This is a genomic window from Ferdinandcohnia sp. GQ5, from assembly GCF_059759275.1.
Genome location: NZ_JCAXEW010000007.1, coordinates 138,687 through 154,601 on the forward strand (window position 1 = coordinate 138,687; position 15,915 = coordinate 154,601).

The following is a 15,915-nucleotide window of genomic DNA, read 5'->3' on the forward strand; positions in this document are numbered from 1 at the left end:
CTTTTCCCCTCTTTATAGTTTACTAGATTTAGTATAACACGAAAATAGAACTAGGTAAAATCACCTAGTTCTGAAAATTAAATGACAGATTTGTATATTAATGGCACAAACACGCTTTGCAGCGTGGACATTTGATCCCATTGCAATCCCCACATAATTCCATGGACTTTGAGCTCAAATTCATTTTGCAATTCCAGCAATGAGTTAACCGAACTTTTGTCTCATAGGCTTCAAAATGTCCTGGAGCCATGGAAATGATATGTCCGGGTATCATCGGATCATCAATTAACACATAAGGGAATTCTTCATCATGCTCTCCGATTCCCCATCCTGTATCAATGACTTCAGCCACAAAAAACTTCTTGTATTCATGGTCCCAATACTTTACCAACACTCCTACTTTTACATCTTCAAATCTCATATACTATCACTCTCCCCTTGCAATTATATTGGACAGGGGTGATTTGAAAAAGTTTATAATTTACAATATTATAAAAATTCAGCGCAATATTACCGTTAAATGTATTAAAAAAGTTTGAAAGGAAGTGATACATCTTGAATTTTTGAAAAATTCTTAGTTCGTCAAGCTGTTACTAAATGCTACAGTTGCGGGAAATGACAAAGGCAAATAGAGACAGTAGTGAATTTTGTGGTGATCAAATCTAATTTACGGAAATCGAGGCATTACAAGATAAGAAACTAGATTACGTCAATCTGTTTACCGAAAATGTCATTACAAAAGAAGAATTAGTTGATTACAGAGAAATAACTGATAACAAGATTAAAGCTCTATAAATTAAGAAAACTCAATTAGAGGAAAAAGTACAGGAATGCAATGACGAAAATTACGCTCTACACATCGGAAAGAAATTAAAAGTTGTTCTTACATTAAAAAAATTAACACCGCGGATACTTCATTCTTTAGTTGAGAAGATCACATGTACTCATGATAGCAGTGTCCATATTAAGTACAACTTCGTCAGTCCTTTACGAGAAACGTAAAAAGGCAACGCCCATAAGGGTTAGTTGCCTTCTTTTAAAATTAGCTGCGCGACCGCTTCAACGTGGCTCGAGAGGACAGAATGAATGTCATTTGAGCGTATCCGTTCTCGGAAACATATCCACTACGTTTTTGGCACTATCGGTAGGCGGGAACATATCGACCTTCAACTATCACACCATTAAATGTGTTTAGTTAATAATATCGCCTTTGTTTTTAGCTAAATTTTCATGCCATTCTCGTCGCTTAGTAGCTGTCGGTTTCGTCCACTCTGTTTCTTCACCAATAATTTTTAAAGGTTCTTGTGAGCGATAAGAACGCGTTAAGTTACCAGGGAACTTTTTGTCAGTAACATTTGGGTCGTTTTCAAATTCACCTGTAGGTTCTACTATATAAACGCGTTCTCTTCCTTTTCCTTTTGCTAATGCTGCTGCAAGACCTGCCCCATTGACATTAGCAGTGAAATAAATATGGTTCATTTTAAGCCCAGGTTTGTAATTTGAATTTCCACCCGCTATCAGAAAATCACCAACTTTCAAATCTGCCTTTGTCCCATGGTAAAATGGGCCTTTATCTGTTAGTGCACCATTATATGATTTGGCCAATTCATAATTTCTAGTTGCCTGTTCAGAATCACCCAACTCCTCATAACAGTTGGCAATGTTTATATACAACGTGGAGTAAGCACTCTTAACGTTATCATCATCTATATTTTGTGCACACTGTAAGGATGTTTCCATCCATTTTAATTTATCTGTAATATTTTCTTGTATACGAGCTAAATGATAAGCTGCGATAAATCTTTCATAGTCATCCGTTGCTTCGTGCCATGCTTTATGAAACATCGCAATCGCACCCTCACTGTTTCCACAGTCCTCCAATCCCATCCCACTCATGCAGATTTTAATAATAACGTTATTTGGATCAAATTTTTTATTCATCTAATCTTACCTCCAAATTAATTGAATGTTATGATGAGTATATCCAGAACTTCAACTGCTCAAGATCTTCTCCATTGGCTTGCCTTTTGCCAATTCGTCGATTAATGAAGCAGACCAAAATAATCACTATCCCAAATCCCCCAACAAATCTCACTAATATACTATCGAAGTATAGCAGTTGAAATTCAGAACGAACAGTCTATATTTGCAATTTTGTATATGTTATAATTAAAGTGAGGAAGAGTATATTATCAGTGAAGTTAAGCTTTTATTGTTTCGGGGGTGCCTAGCACAACCCGAAATTAGCTACGCCAAACATTCACCAATCGTACCGTTTACGAAAAGGGCACTCTTAATAGGAGCGCCCTTTTCGTAAACATTGATGTAATTAATAGTCTTTTTTCTTTACTGGAATCCAAATTTCGCTTCTATACTTAGGATTCCCAGTGTCTGGACTCTCACTCCATAAAATTTCAGGACCTTCAACCGCCTCGTATCCTGATGATGGAAACCACTCTGAATATATCCTACCCCACACATTTTGAAGTGTTTCCGGGAATGGTCCAATCGATTCAAATACAGCCCAAGTACTAGCATCAATTTTTAATACATCAAATTCTGCTGTTTCATCACTTGAAGTTGCTACACCGATGTAATGATCTAGTTCTCCTCTTTCTTCCATTCTTCCTTCCGAGAAATTAGTGGAAGCACTAATAATACCTGTTGGTTCTACATTTGAAATTGCTTTTAATTGTTTAATAACATCCGTGGTTAAAAGTTCAGTCATTTTTGCAATCTCTGGATTGACACCTTTAAAAATAATTGGAACTCTCTTCTTAAATCCTACTAACTTAAAAGGTCCTTTCTCAACAATACGATAGTTCATTTCGCATCCTCCTTTAATTGATAATTGAAAGGTCATTCGAGGATAAGCTTTTAATTGTGTATTCTCACTCCTTGCCTCAGAAGGGAGAATGCCATGCAGGGAATGAAAAGCACGGGAAAATGAATCAGCCGAATTATAGCCATATTTGACGGCTACATCAATTATTCTCAAATCCCTATCTTTCAGATCAAGTGCAGCCAACGTCAGTCTTCTTCTCCGAATATATTCTGATAAACTTATGCCTGCTAAAAAAGAAAACATCCGCTTGAAATGATACTCTGAACAATAAGCGATTTTAGATACTTCACTATAATCAATTTCCTCTGTTAAGTGCTCTTCAATATATGCCAATGCATTATTCATACTTCTTAAAGAATCCATCAAACAACCTCCTTTCATCATCAATATTATCAGAGGATGCATTTACCCATCCGACAATCTGTGCACAATGTAGTCGACTCACCTTATTCGGGAAACCCTTTAGTTTACATTTGTTTATTCATTAATTGCTCTAACCCTGCTTCGGATGTTAACATTTCAAGATTATTAAATATTTCCTCTTCGCTCCAATTCCACCATTGAAGCTTTAGCAAGAATTCAATCTTTTCGTCACTAAAGCGTTTTTTGATAAACTTAGCTGGATTCCCACCATATATTGAATAGGGTTCAACACTTTTTACTACTGTTGAGTTAGCAGCAATAATCGCACCATCTCCAATTTTAACACCTGGCATTATGGTTACATTTTGACCTATCCACACATCATTGCCAATCACTGTGTCACCCTTAAAAGGAAGTTGTTCTATTGTAGGAGTCACTTTTTCCCATCCACAGCCAAAGATATTAAAGGGATAGGTTGTAATTCCATCCATTCTATGATTTGCACCATTCATGATAAACTTAACACCCGCTGCAATTGCACAGAACTTGCCTATAATGAGTTTATCTCCAAGAAATTCGTAGTGGTGCTCTATATTATCATAAAATTTCTCAGGAGATTTATTATTGTCGCTGTAATAAGTGTATTCACCAATCTCAACATTTGGTCTTTTAGGTAGATTACTTATATAGCAAACCGTCTTTATATTTTCATTCGGATAAAGCTTTTTCTTATCTGGCCCCGTCATTGAATATGGGCTCCTTTCAGGTATTCAACCTCATTTACTAGTCTTTGAAGAATCTCTATTCCTTTTCTTGTACAATCTACATTAGTTGATATTAAGGAAATAACCTTATCGACCCTTTCCTTGTAATCGCTTGGCTTGATCTTAAAATCCTCGATCATCTTAACAGCCTTTTTTTCATTTATACAGTATTCTTTATTTACTGCAAATAAGACTTGATTAAGGGAAGATATGCTTCGAAAGCAATGCCCGCAAACATAGGATACATCGTCTTTATCTATATTGTTCTCAGCAAACATTAAAGAGAAACCTGCCTCAAACATAAAAAATTCAGTTAATCCTTTCTGCAAAGCGGTTGGATAACGTTCTGCTTGCTTTTTAAACTCATAAAAGTTTTCATCATTAGCATATAGTATTTTGCTAATCGCTAATTCTCCTCGATACATAGCACTTATATATCCATGGGGATGCCCCGTCTGATAATTAGCAGTAGCAATTCCTTGCTCCGTATCTTTGATTATTTGTACCACCCGTTTAATATCACGTAAAATTAAGTCCACATGATATCCGTTTATGACTAACCATCCGCCGCCATTAATCCAATCACCCCATGCTCCGGGAGGTACAATAAGGTTGCTTCTATTCTCATCATCCAACTCTGTAGCAAGTTGATTAATTACTGTAATGTCAAATAACTCTGAATTGTAATAGATTCCGAAATCTATATCAGAATCCTCTGTATGGGTGCCTCTTGCACGAGAACCCCCTAATACGATGCCTTCTATATAAGGCAAAGAGGATAATTTTTCTGTCACTGATTGAATAATATTATCTATCATACTGAATCACTCCTTTCAATATCAAAAGCTATATCTCATGTTGAGAAACACCTTTTTTGCCATATGTTCCTTATGCTTTACGTATATTTATATGGAAAGGGGGCCTTCAGAATTCATCTTGAAGGCCTTATTTTCCCTGATTAGTGATCTAAACTACTTAGCGCTTAGATAAAATCCATAATCTTTTTCACTGCCCTACTTACGATCTGTCAAATAAGAAAAGTAAAATAATTATCGGACTAAGTTTAATTTCTTATCTTTGATTTCATAAATCACATTAGCCACATTATCAAGTAGCCGATTGTCATGGGTGATAAATACTATAGTTCCGGCATACTCCTTCATTAGTATTTCCAAAGCCTCTAAGCTTGGTATGTCAAGGAAGTTGCTCGGTTCATCCATTAGTAAGATGTTATATCTACCCATAAGCATTTTAGCTAGCAATAATTTAATAATTTCTCCGCCGCTTAAAACAGATAAGCTTTTTCCAATATCATTCTGTTTCACCCCCATGGATGCTAGCACTGAACGAATTTCCGATACATTGTAATCACAATCCTCCTGCATAAACTCTAGGACATTCTGATTACTGTTGTACTTGTAACCATTTTGTGCAAAGTAACCTATTTTTGCCTTAGGTGAAATAGAAATTCCATCTTCATGGTTTAAGATCATTTGGATTAAAGTTGTTTTTCCGGTTCCATTACTACCAGTTAATGCCACTTTTGCTCCAAGCGGAATTTGAAAAGATACATTTTCAAACAATACCTTATCTCCAAATATTTTATTAATTTCCGTACCAGCAATAGGATATGGATTGTGGAGCTCCAATGCTTTACTTTGCCTGAAACGAATCCTACGAATGTCTTCTGGGGCTTCTACTTTTCCTAAGGCCGCAATCCTATGTTCTAGGGACTTAGCGGCATTATGCATCTTTTTTTCCTTACTTCCCATTGATTTTTGATGAGCTAAACGCCCTCCGCCTTCAGTACTTTTTTTCTTTGAAGCACCTTTTGCCTTTTTTTCTATTTTACGGGCCTGCTTTCGCTTTTCCTCCGCAGCCCTTTCCAATCGGGCACGTTCCGCAATAAATTGTTCGTATTCTGCAGACTGGCTCTTGCGTTCTTCCTCTTTTTGGCGAAGATAATCAGAATAGTTTCCCCAATACTCAGTGATTTTGCCATCTTTCAGTTCCCATATTTTATCTACTACCTCATCAAGAAAATAGCGGTCATGGCTAATAACTAACAGTGCACCTATAAAATATTTTAGCTGTCCGATTAGAAAATCAATTCCTTCACGGTCTAAATGACTGGTAGGTTCATCCGCTAAAATACCATGAACCTGTGCCGATAAAGCTTGTGCTATTTTAAGCCTTGTTTCTTCACCGCCGCTCATGGTCTGAATATCTAATTGATTAACACCAAGCTTGCCTACAAGTCCAAAATCTTTTTCCTCTTGCAAGGTTACCTTGTCCAACTGAGGGATATAGGCAAGTTCACCTAGACGATTCATTTTACATCCTGGAGGAGTTAATTCTCCTAAAATCACCTTAAATAAAGTGCTTTTTCCTGCACCATTTGCTCCTACTAAACCAATACGGTCATAATCATATACTTCTAAATCGTCTATATCTAAAACATCGCGTCCTTTAAATTCCACACGAATGTCTTTTGCTTTTAATATCAATTCCATAACATTTTCCTCCTGTCTATAATCGCATGTTTTCATTTGCTTGTACGCAGGGAAAACCCTACGATTTAAGCAGGAAGAATTACATGAAAATTAAATACATAAATATGTCCCTCCTATGAATTTTGTTTTAAATCTAATTTTCTAATCTCGGTCATCATCGGGCAAACGATAGCAACGCCAATAATTAAAATACCTGATAGTAAAAACCAATGATTTACACCGATTCTATCAGCAAAAAACCCAGAAAGGATTAAGCCAAGCGGCATAGCGAATGACATAATACTTCCGGTCAAAGAAAATATACGTCCTAAATATTCAGGCTTAATTTTCTCCTGAAAAAGAGCTGTTTGCACACCGCTATAAAATGGCACCGAAAGCCCCATTATTGCACAGCAGACTACAAACATTACAAATCCATTTGAAGGAAGTAATCCTGCAATGGCTAAACTAGCTCCCATCATAAAAAATGAACCCGTTATTAATAGTACACGCTTTTCGTAACTTCCCAATCTTCCTAATATCAAGCCTCCTGCCAGCATACCAGAGGCAAACGCAATTTCGGTGATAGAAATATGCATCGGTGTCCCATTAAAATATTCCATACTGAATAAAGGGTATAGTGCATTAATTGGCATATAAACAAATGTATATAGTGTGCCTAAAAGTAATAAGGCAAATAATCCTTTGTTTTGTTTCAGTACGACAATTCCATCTTTCATTTCTTTTATGAAATTTGGTTTTAAACTTTGCACTTGATCGCCAAGCTTAGGAATACGTACAATTGCTACCGTAATAGACGCAATCACAGCACCCAATACATCGATGGCAATAATAGCATTTAATTCCCAAACAGAATATAACAATGCTGCAACCGCCGGACTAACAATATAGCTTATAGACTGCAAAGACTGACTATAGCCTGCACATTTCGTAAGCTGTTCTTCTGGTACTAAAAGTGGAGTAACCGCATTGAGAGCCGGGGTATGAAAAGCTGTTCCAATGCTACGGATAAACAATACTACCATAACCATCCAGATAGGTAACTCCATATACAATGCAACAATAGCTAGCACGGCCCCAGCTGCTGCGATAATTAAATCAGCACCAATCATTATCTTCTTCCTATCATGACGATCCACTAATACACCAATGGCTGGTCCAAAGACCGCATAGGGTAAAAAACCTACAAGTGAAGCCATAGACAAGACCATCGCAGATCCTGTTTTTTCTGTAAGGTAAAAAATAATCGCCATTTGCAGGATGGCACTAGTGATTAATGATACTGCCTGCCCTGCCCATATTGTATAAAACTTAAGTTTCCAATTGTTGTATTTTTCCATTTATATTATCTCCTGCATATTATTTTGCTTGAATTTCTATTTTGAATAGCATTCTAGGCAATAAAAAATGCAGGCCTAAATCCACAATGTGGCTTTTGGTCTGCATACATACAATATGGAAACATTCATAATAAAGACATAGTTAAATAAAGGTATAGTTAAATGACCTATATCCTCACCGTAACTAATGAATGCTCAATATCGTATAAATAAGCACAACAAAAAAGCCTATCATCGGGGATAGATTCTGCTTTTTTTATTGCCAGCTTATCTTAAACGCATTGAGGCTGTCATAGTTTCGGTTCCTCCTAAATTCTTATTTGTATCAGCGTATATTTTAACACAACAAGTCGTTTTAAGCAACTTTAAAATTAAAAAAATCCAATATTAACCGCCAAAGGGTGCTAGCCCCTAATTGGCGGTTAATATTCTATATCTCTTCGTCAATCTCAATCCCAGACTTGAATTCAACGGTGAGCTTATCTTCATATATCGTTACTTTCTCAATAAGTCGCCTTACTAACTGTTCATCATATTCCTCCAACTCACAGGATTGTTCATTCAAGAAATCAGTCATTTCAGCGATTCGTTGCCTTTTTCCTTCTCGCTCTGCATTTTCAACTAGTGCATTTTGCTTCAATTCACGAAGCCGATAAATTTCATCAGCCACATCTTCATAGTCATTCTTGGACTTTGCTTGGATTAGAAGCTGTTGTTGCAATTCTTCCAATTTGCCATCAATATCAACGGTGGCATTATCATTTTCTTCATTAAGTACGGTGGCTATATTTTTCTGTAACGTTGAGAGGAAGGGTTCTTTGTTAGCCAAAAGTTCGTTAATAGCCTTGACCACTGCTGTCTGTAATATTTCCTCGTTTATGGTAGAGGCCGTACATTCAGACCCTTTTTCCTCCAAACGGCTGACGCATCTCCAAACAATAGACTTGTAACCTCGGTTATTCCAGTGTACTCGTCGGTAAATATCGCCGCAATGACCGCAGTAAACAATACTCGATAAAGCATACTTGCTGCTATAGACTCTCTTTTTACCGCCTTTGCCGCCCCGAAGATTTGCTCTTCGAACCATCTCTTCTTGAACCTGCATAAAAAGGTCGCGTGGAATGATAGGCTCATGGCTGTTTTCTACATAATACTGGGGAACGATGCCGTTATTCTTGACTCGCTTTTTAGAAAGGAAATCAACCGTATATGTTTTTTGTAGAAGGGCATCACCGATGTACTTTTCATTTTGTAGTATTTTTTTCAGCGTTTCTGGCCTCCATTTTGATTTACCTGCCGCTGTTAGAATATCGTCTGCTTCTAGTCCTCTTGCTATCTGTAAAAGGCTCGCCCCCTCAAGGTACTCCCTATAAATCCGTTTAACCACCTCAGCTCCCTCTGGATCAATCACTAGCTGCTTGTTTTCATCCTTGGTGTATCCAAGGAAACGCTTGTGGTTGACCTGAACTTCACCTTGTTGATATCGATACTGAATACCTAGCTTTACGTTTTGGCTTAAGGATTGGCTTTCCTGTTGGGCAAGGGATGCCATAATGGTCAACAAGACTTCACCCTTGGAATCCATGGTGTTGATATTCTCTTTCTCGAAGAACACAGCAATGTTTTTATCCTTTAACTGACGGATGTATTTAAGGCAGTCTAACGTATTTCTGGCAAATCGGCTGATAGATTTTGTGATGATCATATCGATATTGCCTGCCATACACTCTTCAATCATGCGGTTGAATTCATCTCGCTTTTTGGTATTTGTACCTGTGATGCCATCATCCGCAAAAATCCCTGCCAATTCCCATTTCTTGTTTTTCTTAATATAATTTGTATAATGTTCAATCTGAATGTCATAACTTGAAGCTTGCTCCTCACTATCCGTTGAAACACGGCAGTAAGCAGCCACTCGTATTTTGGGTTTGCTTTCACCATTTTTATTATTTCCGATTCGTTGAATTGCCGGAATGACTGTTACATTCCTACTCACTGCCACTTTTTACACCTCGCTTTCTATCAAACTGTAGGCATATTCCGCCTGCTTGTATGGATCGTCATATTTTTGCACTAGAGGTTTTGCTTTGAACTTTATAGGATAATCCGTTTCCGGTTCATCTTTAGGTTCCCATATCCTTCCTAGCTTTTCTGCTCGTTTTCGTTTTTCTACTCTTGCTTTTTCAAATGTCTCCTCATCAATAATTGGAGGGTAGAATTCATCGCCAAGGTAGTGCTTGTTTTGCAACATCTTACTTGCTGTGGCGTGGTAGCAGTCTATCCCAGCTTTTTTAGCAACATCCTTCAAAGAAAGTCCTGCCAAGTACCCTGAAAATAATTCCCTTACTTTTTCCGCTGCTATATCATCTACAACAGCCTTTCCATCTTCAATTCTATATCCATAGGGTGTGTGACCCATCTAATTCACCAACCTTTCCTTCAATGTGATGCCACATTTTAATTCAAATCCAACTTCCTCTCGTGAAAAAACAATAATCTTCTCTACATAACTTTCAAACAACTCATCCTCATAGGCTGTGAGCATTTTGGACTTAGTGGCAAACTTAAGCAAACACTCAACTTCTTCAACTTTTGCAAAATTGCCGTTGACGGAATAAGTAAGTTGCTCTTTTTCAGCAAGAAGATTTTCTCTTTCTGCTTCCAGTGAATTCTTTTCTTTATTAAATAAAGCAGGTTCCAGATACCCTTTGGCCATTAAACCCGTCAGCATCTGACTCTGCTCCATGTTGTTTTCAATCTTAGTTTCCAACTCTTCAATTCTGCGAAAACTTGCTACATTGTTCTGGTTACGTAACCCATTCAAAAGTGGTCTTAATATGAATTTCTGACCGAAAATGAGCTTATTCATCATCGTGACAAATGCAGTCTTTATATCTTCATCTCGAATGAACTGCATAGAACATTCCGTTATATTGCTTATATGCTTACTACAGCACCAAGCGATGTATTTTCTTCCAGATGAATGAATCCGTCTTTTAAAGGTACTGCCACATTCCGAGCAGATAATTTTGCTAGAGAAAGCATATCGGTTTAGATATTTGCAGTTGCGCTTTTCGATGCCTTTTTCCTTTGCTCTTTGATTGAGAACGGCATCCACAGCTTCAAAATCTTCATGGCTGATAATTGCCTCATGATGGTTTTCTACTAGGTACATATTTTTCTCACCGTAATTGGTGTGCCTGTTAAAATGGCTGTCAGTATAAGTCTTTTGCAAAATAACATCGCCAGTATATTTTTCATTGGTCAGAATTCCTCGAATTGTAGTAGCTGTCCAACGACCACCTCTTTTTGAAGGGATACCCTTTTGATTAAGATCATTTGCAACTTTCTGTGTGCCTTTGCCCAATAATACCTCTGCAAAAATATACTTCACAACTTCAGCCTGCTTGAGGTTTACTATCATCTGACCGTCAATGTTTTGATACCCATATGGTGGGTAGGAAATTTTAAAGGTCCCGTTTTGAAATCGTCTTTGAATTGCCCATTTAGTATTTTCAGAAATGGAAATTGACTCACTTTCTGCAAGCCCACTTAAAATGGAGAGCATCAATTCACTTTCCATTGAACCTGTATTGATGTTTTCCTTCTCAAAATAGATATGAACCCCAAGGTCGATCAGTTTTCGAACCATCTCCAAGCAGTCTGTAGTATTTCTCGCAAATCGGCTGATGGACTTTGTAATGATTAAGTCAATTCTCCCAGTTTCACAGTCTGATAACATCCTAAGCAGGTCAGAGCGGTTTTCCTTTTTCGTACCGCTGATTCCCTCATCATAATATAGGCCTGCATATACCCATTCTGGATTCGCCTTTATGTAGGTCTCATAATGGGCCTTTTGTGCTTGCAAGCTGACTAGCTGTTCATTACTATCTGTTGAAACTCGGCAGTAGGCAACTACTCGTGTTTTTGGCTTAATAAAAGAGTTGGCTAGATTTCCTTCTATTTTCGTTATCTTTTTCATCCTCTCACCTCCTTCTTGGTAGGTCTCATATTACCTCTGAAACCCTTATATATCAACGATTTCAGGGCATTATCTCTGCTAAAAAAGGGGAGAAAGTTTGGCGATTTAGTGCGTCTATCTTGTGGAATTCTATTTCAGTTATTAAGCCTTTTCCGAGCATCTTTCTCAGCATCTTTTCTGCCTGGATATAATCAAACTCACGCTGTAGCTGTTCCTGTGATACTTTCTTTAATTCAACGCTTTTGTCTATAATCTCATCTGAAATCTTTGTAATTTTTTTATCCTCGTGCTGATTCACTAGGAATCACCTCCTACCTAATAGCCGTGGGAACAGGTCGAAGTTGAGGATTTGTAAGAATTAATTTGAATCAGAGCATAAAAAAAGAGCCTGCAAGGGAAGAACCCCCACAGGCTAGATAAATTAATTGTTTAATAATTTATTTGAGAGACTTTGTGAAAATCAAGAAACACCGTTTTAAACTCGCCCTTTTGATTAATCATACTTAATAAATGCATCCGTAAAGCCTGCCTTTTTAGCTTTGGCAAGCTCTGCCTCAGCATTTGCTTTGACAGTGTATGCACCTATTTGTACACGGTAATATTTCTTTTTCACTGGTTCTGCTGATTTTTCTTCTTCGCTTAGAAGTTTCTTAACATCCGCTCTAAAGGTATCCATGGTCTTGCCATGCTTAGGAAACCAGTGCATCACATCCGCATGGTTACTGGCTATACCTTGCTTATAGCCTTCACTATGACAGATGATATCCTTCTCACTAAGTCCATAGAGTTTGCAAAGATGTACACAAAGCTCCACTGCTTCCTTATAAACAGCAGAAAAATACGAGGTATCGGTTAGACCGTCCTCGCAAATCTCAAATCCTATATGCGTGTTATTCGCATCTCCTCCAGCATGCCAACCCCGGTGATTCCAAGGCAATGTTTGATAGGTAGCAATAGAGCCATCTGCTAATTTACCAATAAAGGCATGAACACAAACTTGACGACCCCCAGGTTTATCTTGATTCCAATGGTTGTTGTACTGGTTCTTTCCTAACAAACCGTCATCTGGTCCAACATATCGCTTAAGCAACGGGTTGTTGGCCCCAGTCGAGTGAACCATGATACCCTTCGGTTTTATTGTTTTACCTGCTTTATAGCAGGCATTGTTCGTAAGTATTAGTTTGCGTAACTTCATTAAAATCACCTCTAATCAAATATTAATTCAATCATCTTCCATCACCAGGCTTAGGCGGTTCCTTATCACGTCCATGTAGTTGCTGTAGAACCGATTTTAGGTTTTCTGGGATAGGCAGTCCAATATGTCCAGCATTCTCCAAAATGGATACTCCTTCATTACTTAGGTAGAAAAAGATTACTGCAGTTCGTAAAATGCCACTATTTTCTCCAATACTAACCAAAATTTGTGTATCGATAATATGAGCGATTCCTACCATTATAAAGATGAGCACCTTTTTGAAAATTCCCTTAGCACCGATTTCGCTACACAGTTTTTTATTCGCAATTGCACAAAGGACACCTGTCAGATAATCGATGACCACGAAGGCTACCAGTGCATAAAGAAATCCATCATAACCGCCGAGAAACCATCCGAAAAATCCACCGGCAGCGGCAAAAGTCAGCTGTATCCAATTCCAAATCTCTTTCATTAAAAACACCTCCGTTTCGAGTATTTGTATATAGAAAAGCACCCCTGCAAATTGCAAGAGCGCTGAATTTTATCTTTATATTATTTGAATTAGGTCATGAATTTGTTGCATTACATCTGCCCTTGGTCTTCCTGTACCAATAGGTAGCCATGTGACAGGTGGTATATCGAATGCCTGGGAGGAATCAAAACTATTAACCATTATAATAATCGCATCAATAGCTTTGCGTATTTCAACGATATGAAATGGCCAATTCTTAACAGCTGTCTTTCCTGCGATGATATCCTCTTTCCAAGTTGCAGGGGACAGATTGTAATAGCTACGAATCCTGTTTATAGCAGTTCGAAGCGTCTGAATATGTGCTGCCTTTACATGCGTCACATTTGGAGTGATGATTTCAAAAGGTAATGCCAATATCGTAAAAGTACGAACAACTTCTATACTTGCTGATTCGATATCACTGTCAAGACAACGGAAGGTAACCGTATGATTACCTGCAGAAAGCGGCTCAGCTTGGTAAATTGTCTTGACCCCATTACCAAGATAGCCGCTTACAGAAAACCGCTCAGGATTGTCTACGCTGTTTTGCCATGGACCAGAGTCAATCTTTACCTCGACTATTTGTGTTTGTCCATCTGGTTCAATTCCTGTTGTGATCATAAAACGTGGTGTAGCATTATAAGTAAAATTGCCAGACATTGGACAGTCCACTATCGGTGCTACAGGCGGACTGTTTTTCTTTACTGCGTTACTAACAACATAGGCAGACACTGCATCAAGTGCATCTGTGACGCTGATTCGATAACGAGTATATCTACCGGCAACCTGTGAGGCATTTACCTGAAGAGTGCCTGAAGTCACATTGGAAATAACTGTCGTCAGTGCTTCATATGCAGACCAATTTAATCCATCTATCGAAGTAGCCTGTTGAATGACATATTGCTTGATGGAGCTTGTTCCAGGTACCGTCCCACTCCACGAAAGGTTTATTGTATTTGCTTCATAGATAGGAGGGTTTGCGGTAAAAGAGGTCGGCGGTATTGGTAGTATGTTTTTACGAACAGTATTACTGGTAATAGTCCAGCCTGAGTAAAAATCCTCTCCAGCTGTACCACGGGTTCTTATTCGGAATCGACGATAGTGACCACGTGTAGCAGGTGGACTGACATTTAAAATACTGCTTGTTGCAGAAGTATTGACTATCGCCAATGCCAACCAGGCACCCCAATTGCTATTATCAGGCGAATCACTATATTGTATTTCGTAGGATGTAATGGCATTGCCTGCGCCGCCAGATGCTCCGCTCCAAGAAAGAGTAACATTTCCTTCAGATAATGTTGCGCTTACCGTACAAACGGTCGGTGCCGCACAAGCTGTGACATTACAATAGATACTATTGCTGACTTTCTCTATTGAATAAACATCCAATGTGTCGATTGTCCAAATACCAAATTGTGTGTATGTTCCTGGAGTCCTCGATACAGTTGGGTTATAACTACCACCGCTTGCCGCCAATGTCAGTATGGTTAACACATTCCATATACTCCATGTGCTGTTATCTGTGGATGTGCGGCTGGCAATTTGATATCCCTTAATTGGACTCGTACCACTTGACGCCCCGCTCCAAGAAAGTGTGATCGTCTCATCACTATATGCTGCCGGGGAGGCAACAGCTGTCGTTGCTGGCTTTGGCACAGTATTTCTACGGACGCTGTTTGTGGACACTTTCCAGCTAGAGTAATAACTAGCGCCTGCTGTACCACGGGTTCGTACCCGAAATCTACGGTAATTACCTCGGGTAGGAGGTGATGCAACCGATACACTACCACTTGTCGCTGTGGTGGTCACTGTGGTCAGAGCAGTCCATGCTCCCCATGTGACGTTATCTGCAGAGTCACTATATTGAATTTCGTAACTGGAAATCGTATTATTGATGCCTCCAGAAGCCCCACTCCAAGAAAGGGTCACACTGCCTTCCGCAAGTAGCGGAGAAACCGTACAAGCTGTTGGTGCTCCACAAGCTGTAGTAAGCAACGGAGCGCTTAATACCGTGTAGCTCGAATTGGTAATTACCCCAGAGGATAGTGGCAAACGTCCATCGGATACCACTTTGAATGTGACTGGCTGGGTTGCATTACCTGTAGTAGAAGCACAGGTCACCGAAACATACCTAAGCCTTGGTGTAGTCCCATCCCAGTTATCACCGTCCGCTGCTTTAATGCGTACCTGCGAGGAAGACCCATTTACAGTTATGGTACAAAGCAGTGCATAACCACTATGGATAAAAGAACCTGATGAACCCAACGCAGCTGATATCGTGAAGTTGTATCTCATCTGGCTATTATTAAGTCGGCTTTTAGTATAGGTAATCGTGTAATAAACAGCTGGGCTAGAACCCGCCTGCAGAGTTATTCCGTTAATATCCGCCACTTACATTCACC

14 protein-coding genes are annotated in these 15,915 nt (G+C 38.7%); all 14 read right to left on the minus strand.

Annotated features, from left to right (window positions below):
- Positions 1 to 97: 97 nt before the first annotated feature.
- A complete protein-coding gene (locus AC6CHV_RS10605; RefSeq protein ID WP_498078876.1) occupies positions 98 to 421 on the minus strand; it encodes a hypothetical protein in 324 nt (107 codons plus the stop codon).
- A gap of 770 nt (positions 422 to 1,191) precedes the next feature.
- On the minus strand, positions 1,192 to 1,605 hold the full coding sequence (gene arr, locus AC6CHV_RS10610; protein WP_069955805.1) for an NAD(+)--rifampin ADP-ribosyltransferase: 414 nt from the start codon (positions 1,603 to 1,605) through the stop codon (positions 1,192 to 1,194).
- 724 nt (positions 1,606 to 2,329) lie between these two features.
- Positions 2,330 to 3,208, minus strand: a complete 879-nt coding sequence (locus tag AC6CHV_RS10615) for an AraC family transcriptional regulator (RefSeq protein ID WP_039236463.1) — start codon at positions 3,206 to 3,208, stop codon at positions 2,330 to 2,332.
- Positions 3,209 to 3,312: 104 nt separating this feature from the next.
- Positions 3,313 to 3,954 carry a Vat family streptogramin A O-acetyltransferase gene (locus tag AC6CHV_RS10620; protein WP_018664418.1) on the minus strand — a complete coding sequence of 214 codons (642 nt, stop codon included), beginning with the start codon at positions 3,952 to 3,954 and terminating at the stop codon, positions 3,313 to 3,315.
- Positions 3,951 to 4,790 carry a nucleotidyltransferase domain-containing protein gene (locus tag AC6CHV_RS10625; RefSeq protein ID WP_007750460.1) on the minus strand — a complete coding sequence of 280 codons (840 nt, stop codon included), beginning with the start codon at positions 4,788 to 4,790 and terminating at the stop codon, positions 3,951 to 3,953. The genes AC6CHV_RS10620 and AC6CHV_RS10625 overlap by 4 nt, the downstream gene beginning before the upstream one ends.
- A gap of 231 nt (positions 4,791 to 5,021) precedes the next feature.
- On the minus strand, positions 5,022 to 6,485 hold the full coding sequence (gene msr(D) / locus AC6CHV_RS10630; protein WP_042357455.1) for an ABC-F type ribosomal protection protein Msr(D): 1,464 nt from the start codon (positions 6,483 to 6,485) through the stop codon (positions 5,022 to 5,024).
- Positions 6,486 to 6,598: 113 nt separating this feature from the next.
- On the minus strand, positions 6,599 to 7,825 hold the full coding sequence (gene mef(A), locus AC6CHV_RS10635; protein WP_042357457.1) for a macrolide efflux MFS transporter Mef(A): 1,227 nt from the start codon (positions 7,823 to 7,825) through the stop codon (positions 6,599 to 6,601).
- Positions 7,826 to 8,255: 430 nt separating this feature from the next.
- Complete coding sequence (locus tag AC6CHV_RS10640) at positions 8,256 to 9,827, minus strand: recombinase family protein (RefSeq protein ID WP_147716709.1); 1,572 nt, start codon at positions 9,825 to 9,827, stop codon at positions 8,256 to 8,258.
- Positions 9,828 to 9,830: 3 nt separating this feature from the next.
- Positions 9,831 to 10,244, minus strand: coding sequence for a recombinase family protein (locus AC6CHV_RS10645; protein WP_124763841.1), 414 nt, complete (start codon positions 10,242 to 10,244; stop codon positions 9,831 to 9,833).
- The gene (locus tag AC6CHV_RS10650; protein WP_124763840.1) at positions 10,245 to 11,807 is read right to left on the minus strand and encodes a recombinase family protein; all 1,563 of its coding nucleotides are present in this window, start codon (positions 11,805 to 11,807) and stop codon (positions 10,245 to 10,247) included.
- Positions 11,808 to 11,868: 61 nt separating this feature from the next.
- Positions 11,869 to 12,105 carry an SHOCT domain-containing protein gene (locus AC6CHV_RS10655; protein ID WP_124763839.1) on the minus strand — a complete coding sequence of 79 codons (237 nt, stop codon included), beginning with the start codon at positions 12,103 to 12,105 and terminating at the stop codon, positions 11,869 to 11,871.
- Between the two features lie 195 nt (positions 12,106 to 12,300).
- Positions 12,301 to 13,002, minus strand: a complete 702-nt coding sequence (locus AC6CHV_RS10660) for an N-acetylmuramoyl-L-alanine amidase (RefSeq protein WP_498078877.1) — start codon at positions 13,000 to 13,002, stop codon at positions 12,301 to 12,303.
- Between the two features lie 31 nt (positions 13,003 to 13,033).
- The gene (locus AC6CHV_RS10665; RefSeq protein ID WP_274338082.1) at positions 13,034 to 13,474 is read right to left on the minus strand and encodes a phage holin family protein; all 441 of its coding nucleotides are present in this window, start codon (positions 13,472 to 13,474) and stop codon (positions 13,034 to 13,036) included.
- A gap of 75 nt (positions 13,475 to 13,549) precedes the next feature.
- The gene (locus AC6CHV_RS10670) at positions 13,550 to 15,904 is read right to left on the minus strand and encodes a hypothetical protein (protein WP_498078878.1); all 2,355 of its coding nucleotides are present in this window, start codon (positions 15,902 to 15,904) and stop codon (positions 13,550 to 13,552) included.
- Positions 15,905 to 15,915 lie beyond the last annotated feature (11 nt).

Excerpts from the sequence above, each read along its gene's own strand:
- AC6CHV_RS10625 (WP_007750460.1), bottom strand. The coding sequence starts at position 4,790 with ATGATAGATAATATTATTCAATCAGTGACAGAAAAATTATCCTCTTTG.
- AC6CHV_RS10645 (WP_124763841.1), bottom strand. The coding sequence starts at position 10,244 with ATGGGTCACACACCCTATGGATATAGAATTGAAGATGGAAAGGCTGTT.
- AC6CHV_RS10615 (WP_039236463.1), bottom strand. The coding sequence starts at position 3,208 with ATGGATTCTTTAAGAAGTATGAATAATGCATTGGCATATATTGAAGAG.
- AC6CHV_RS10660 (WP_498078877.1), bottom strand. The coding sequence starts at position 13,002 with ATGAAGTTACGCAAACTAATACTTACGAACAATGCCTGCTATAAAGCA.
- AC6CHV_RS10665 (WP_274338082.1), bottom strand. The coding sequence starts at position 13,474 with ATGAAAGAGATTTGGAATTGGATACAGCTGACTTTTGCCGCTGCCGGT.
- AC6CHV_RS10650 (WP_124763840.1), bottom strand. The coding sequence starts at position 11,807 with ATGAAAAAGATAACGAAAATAGAAGGAAATCTAGCCAACTCTTTTATT.
- AC6CHV_RS10605 (WP_498078876.1), bottom strand. The coding sequence starts at position 421 with ATGAGATTTGAAGATGTAAAAGTAGGAGTGTTGGTAAAGTATTGGGAC.
- AC6CHV_RS10620 (WP_018664418.1), bottom strand. The coding sequence starts at position 3,954 with ATGACGGGGCCAGATAAGAAAAAGCTTTATCCGAATGAAAATATAAAG.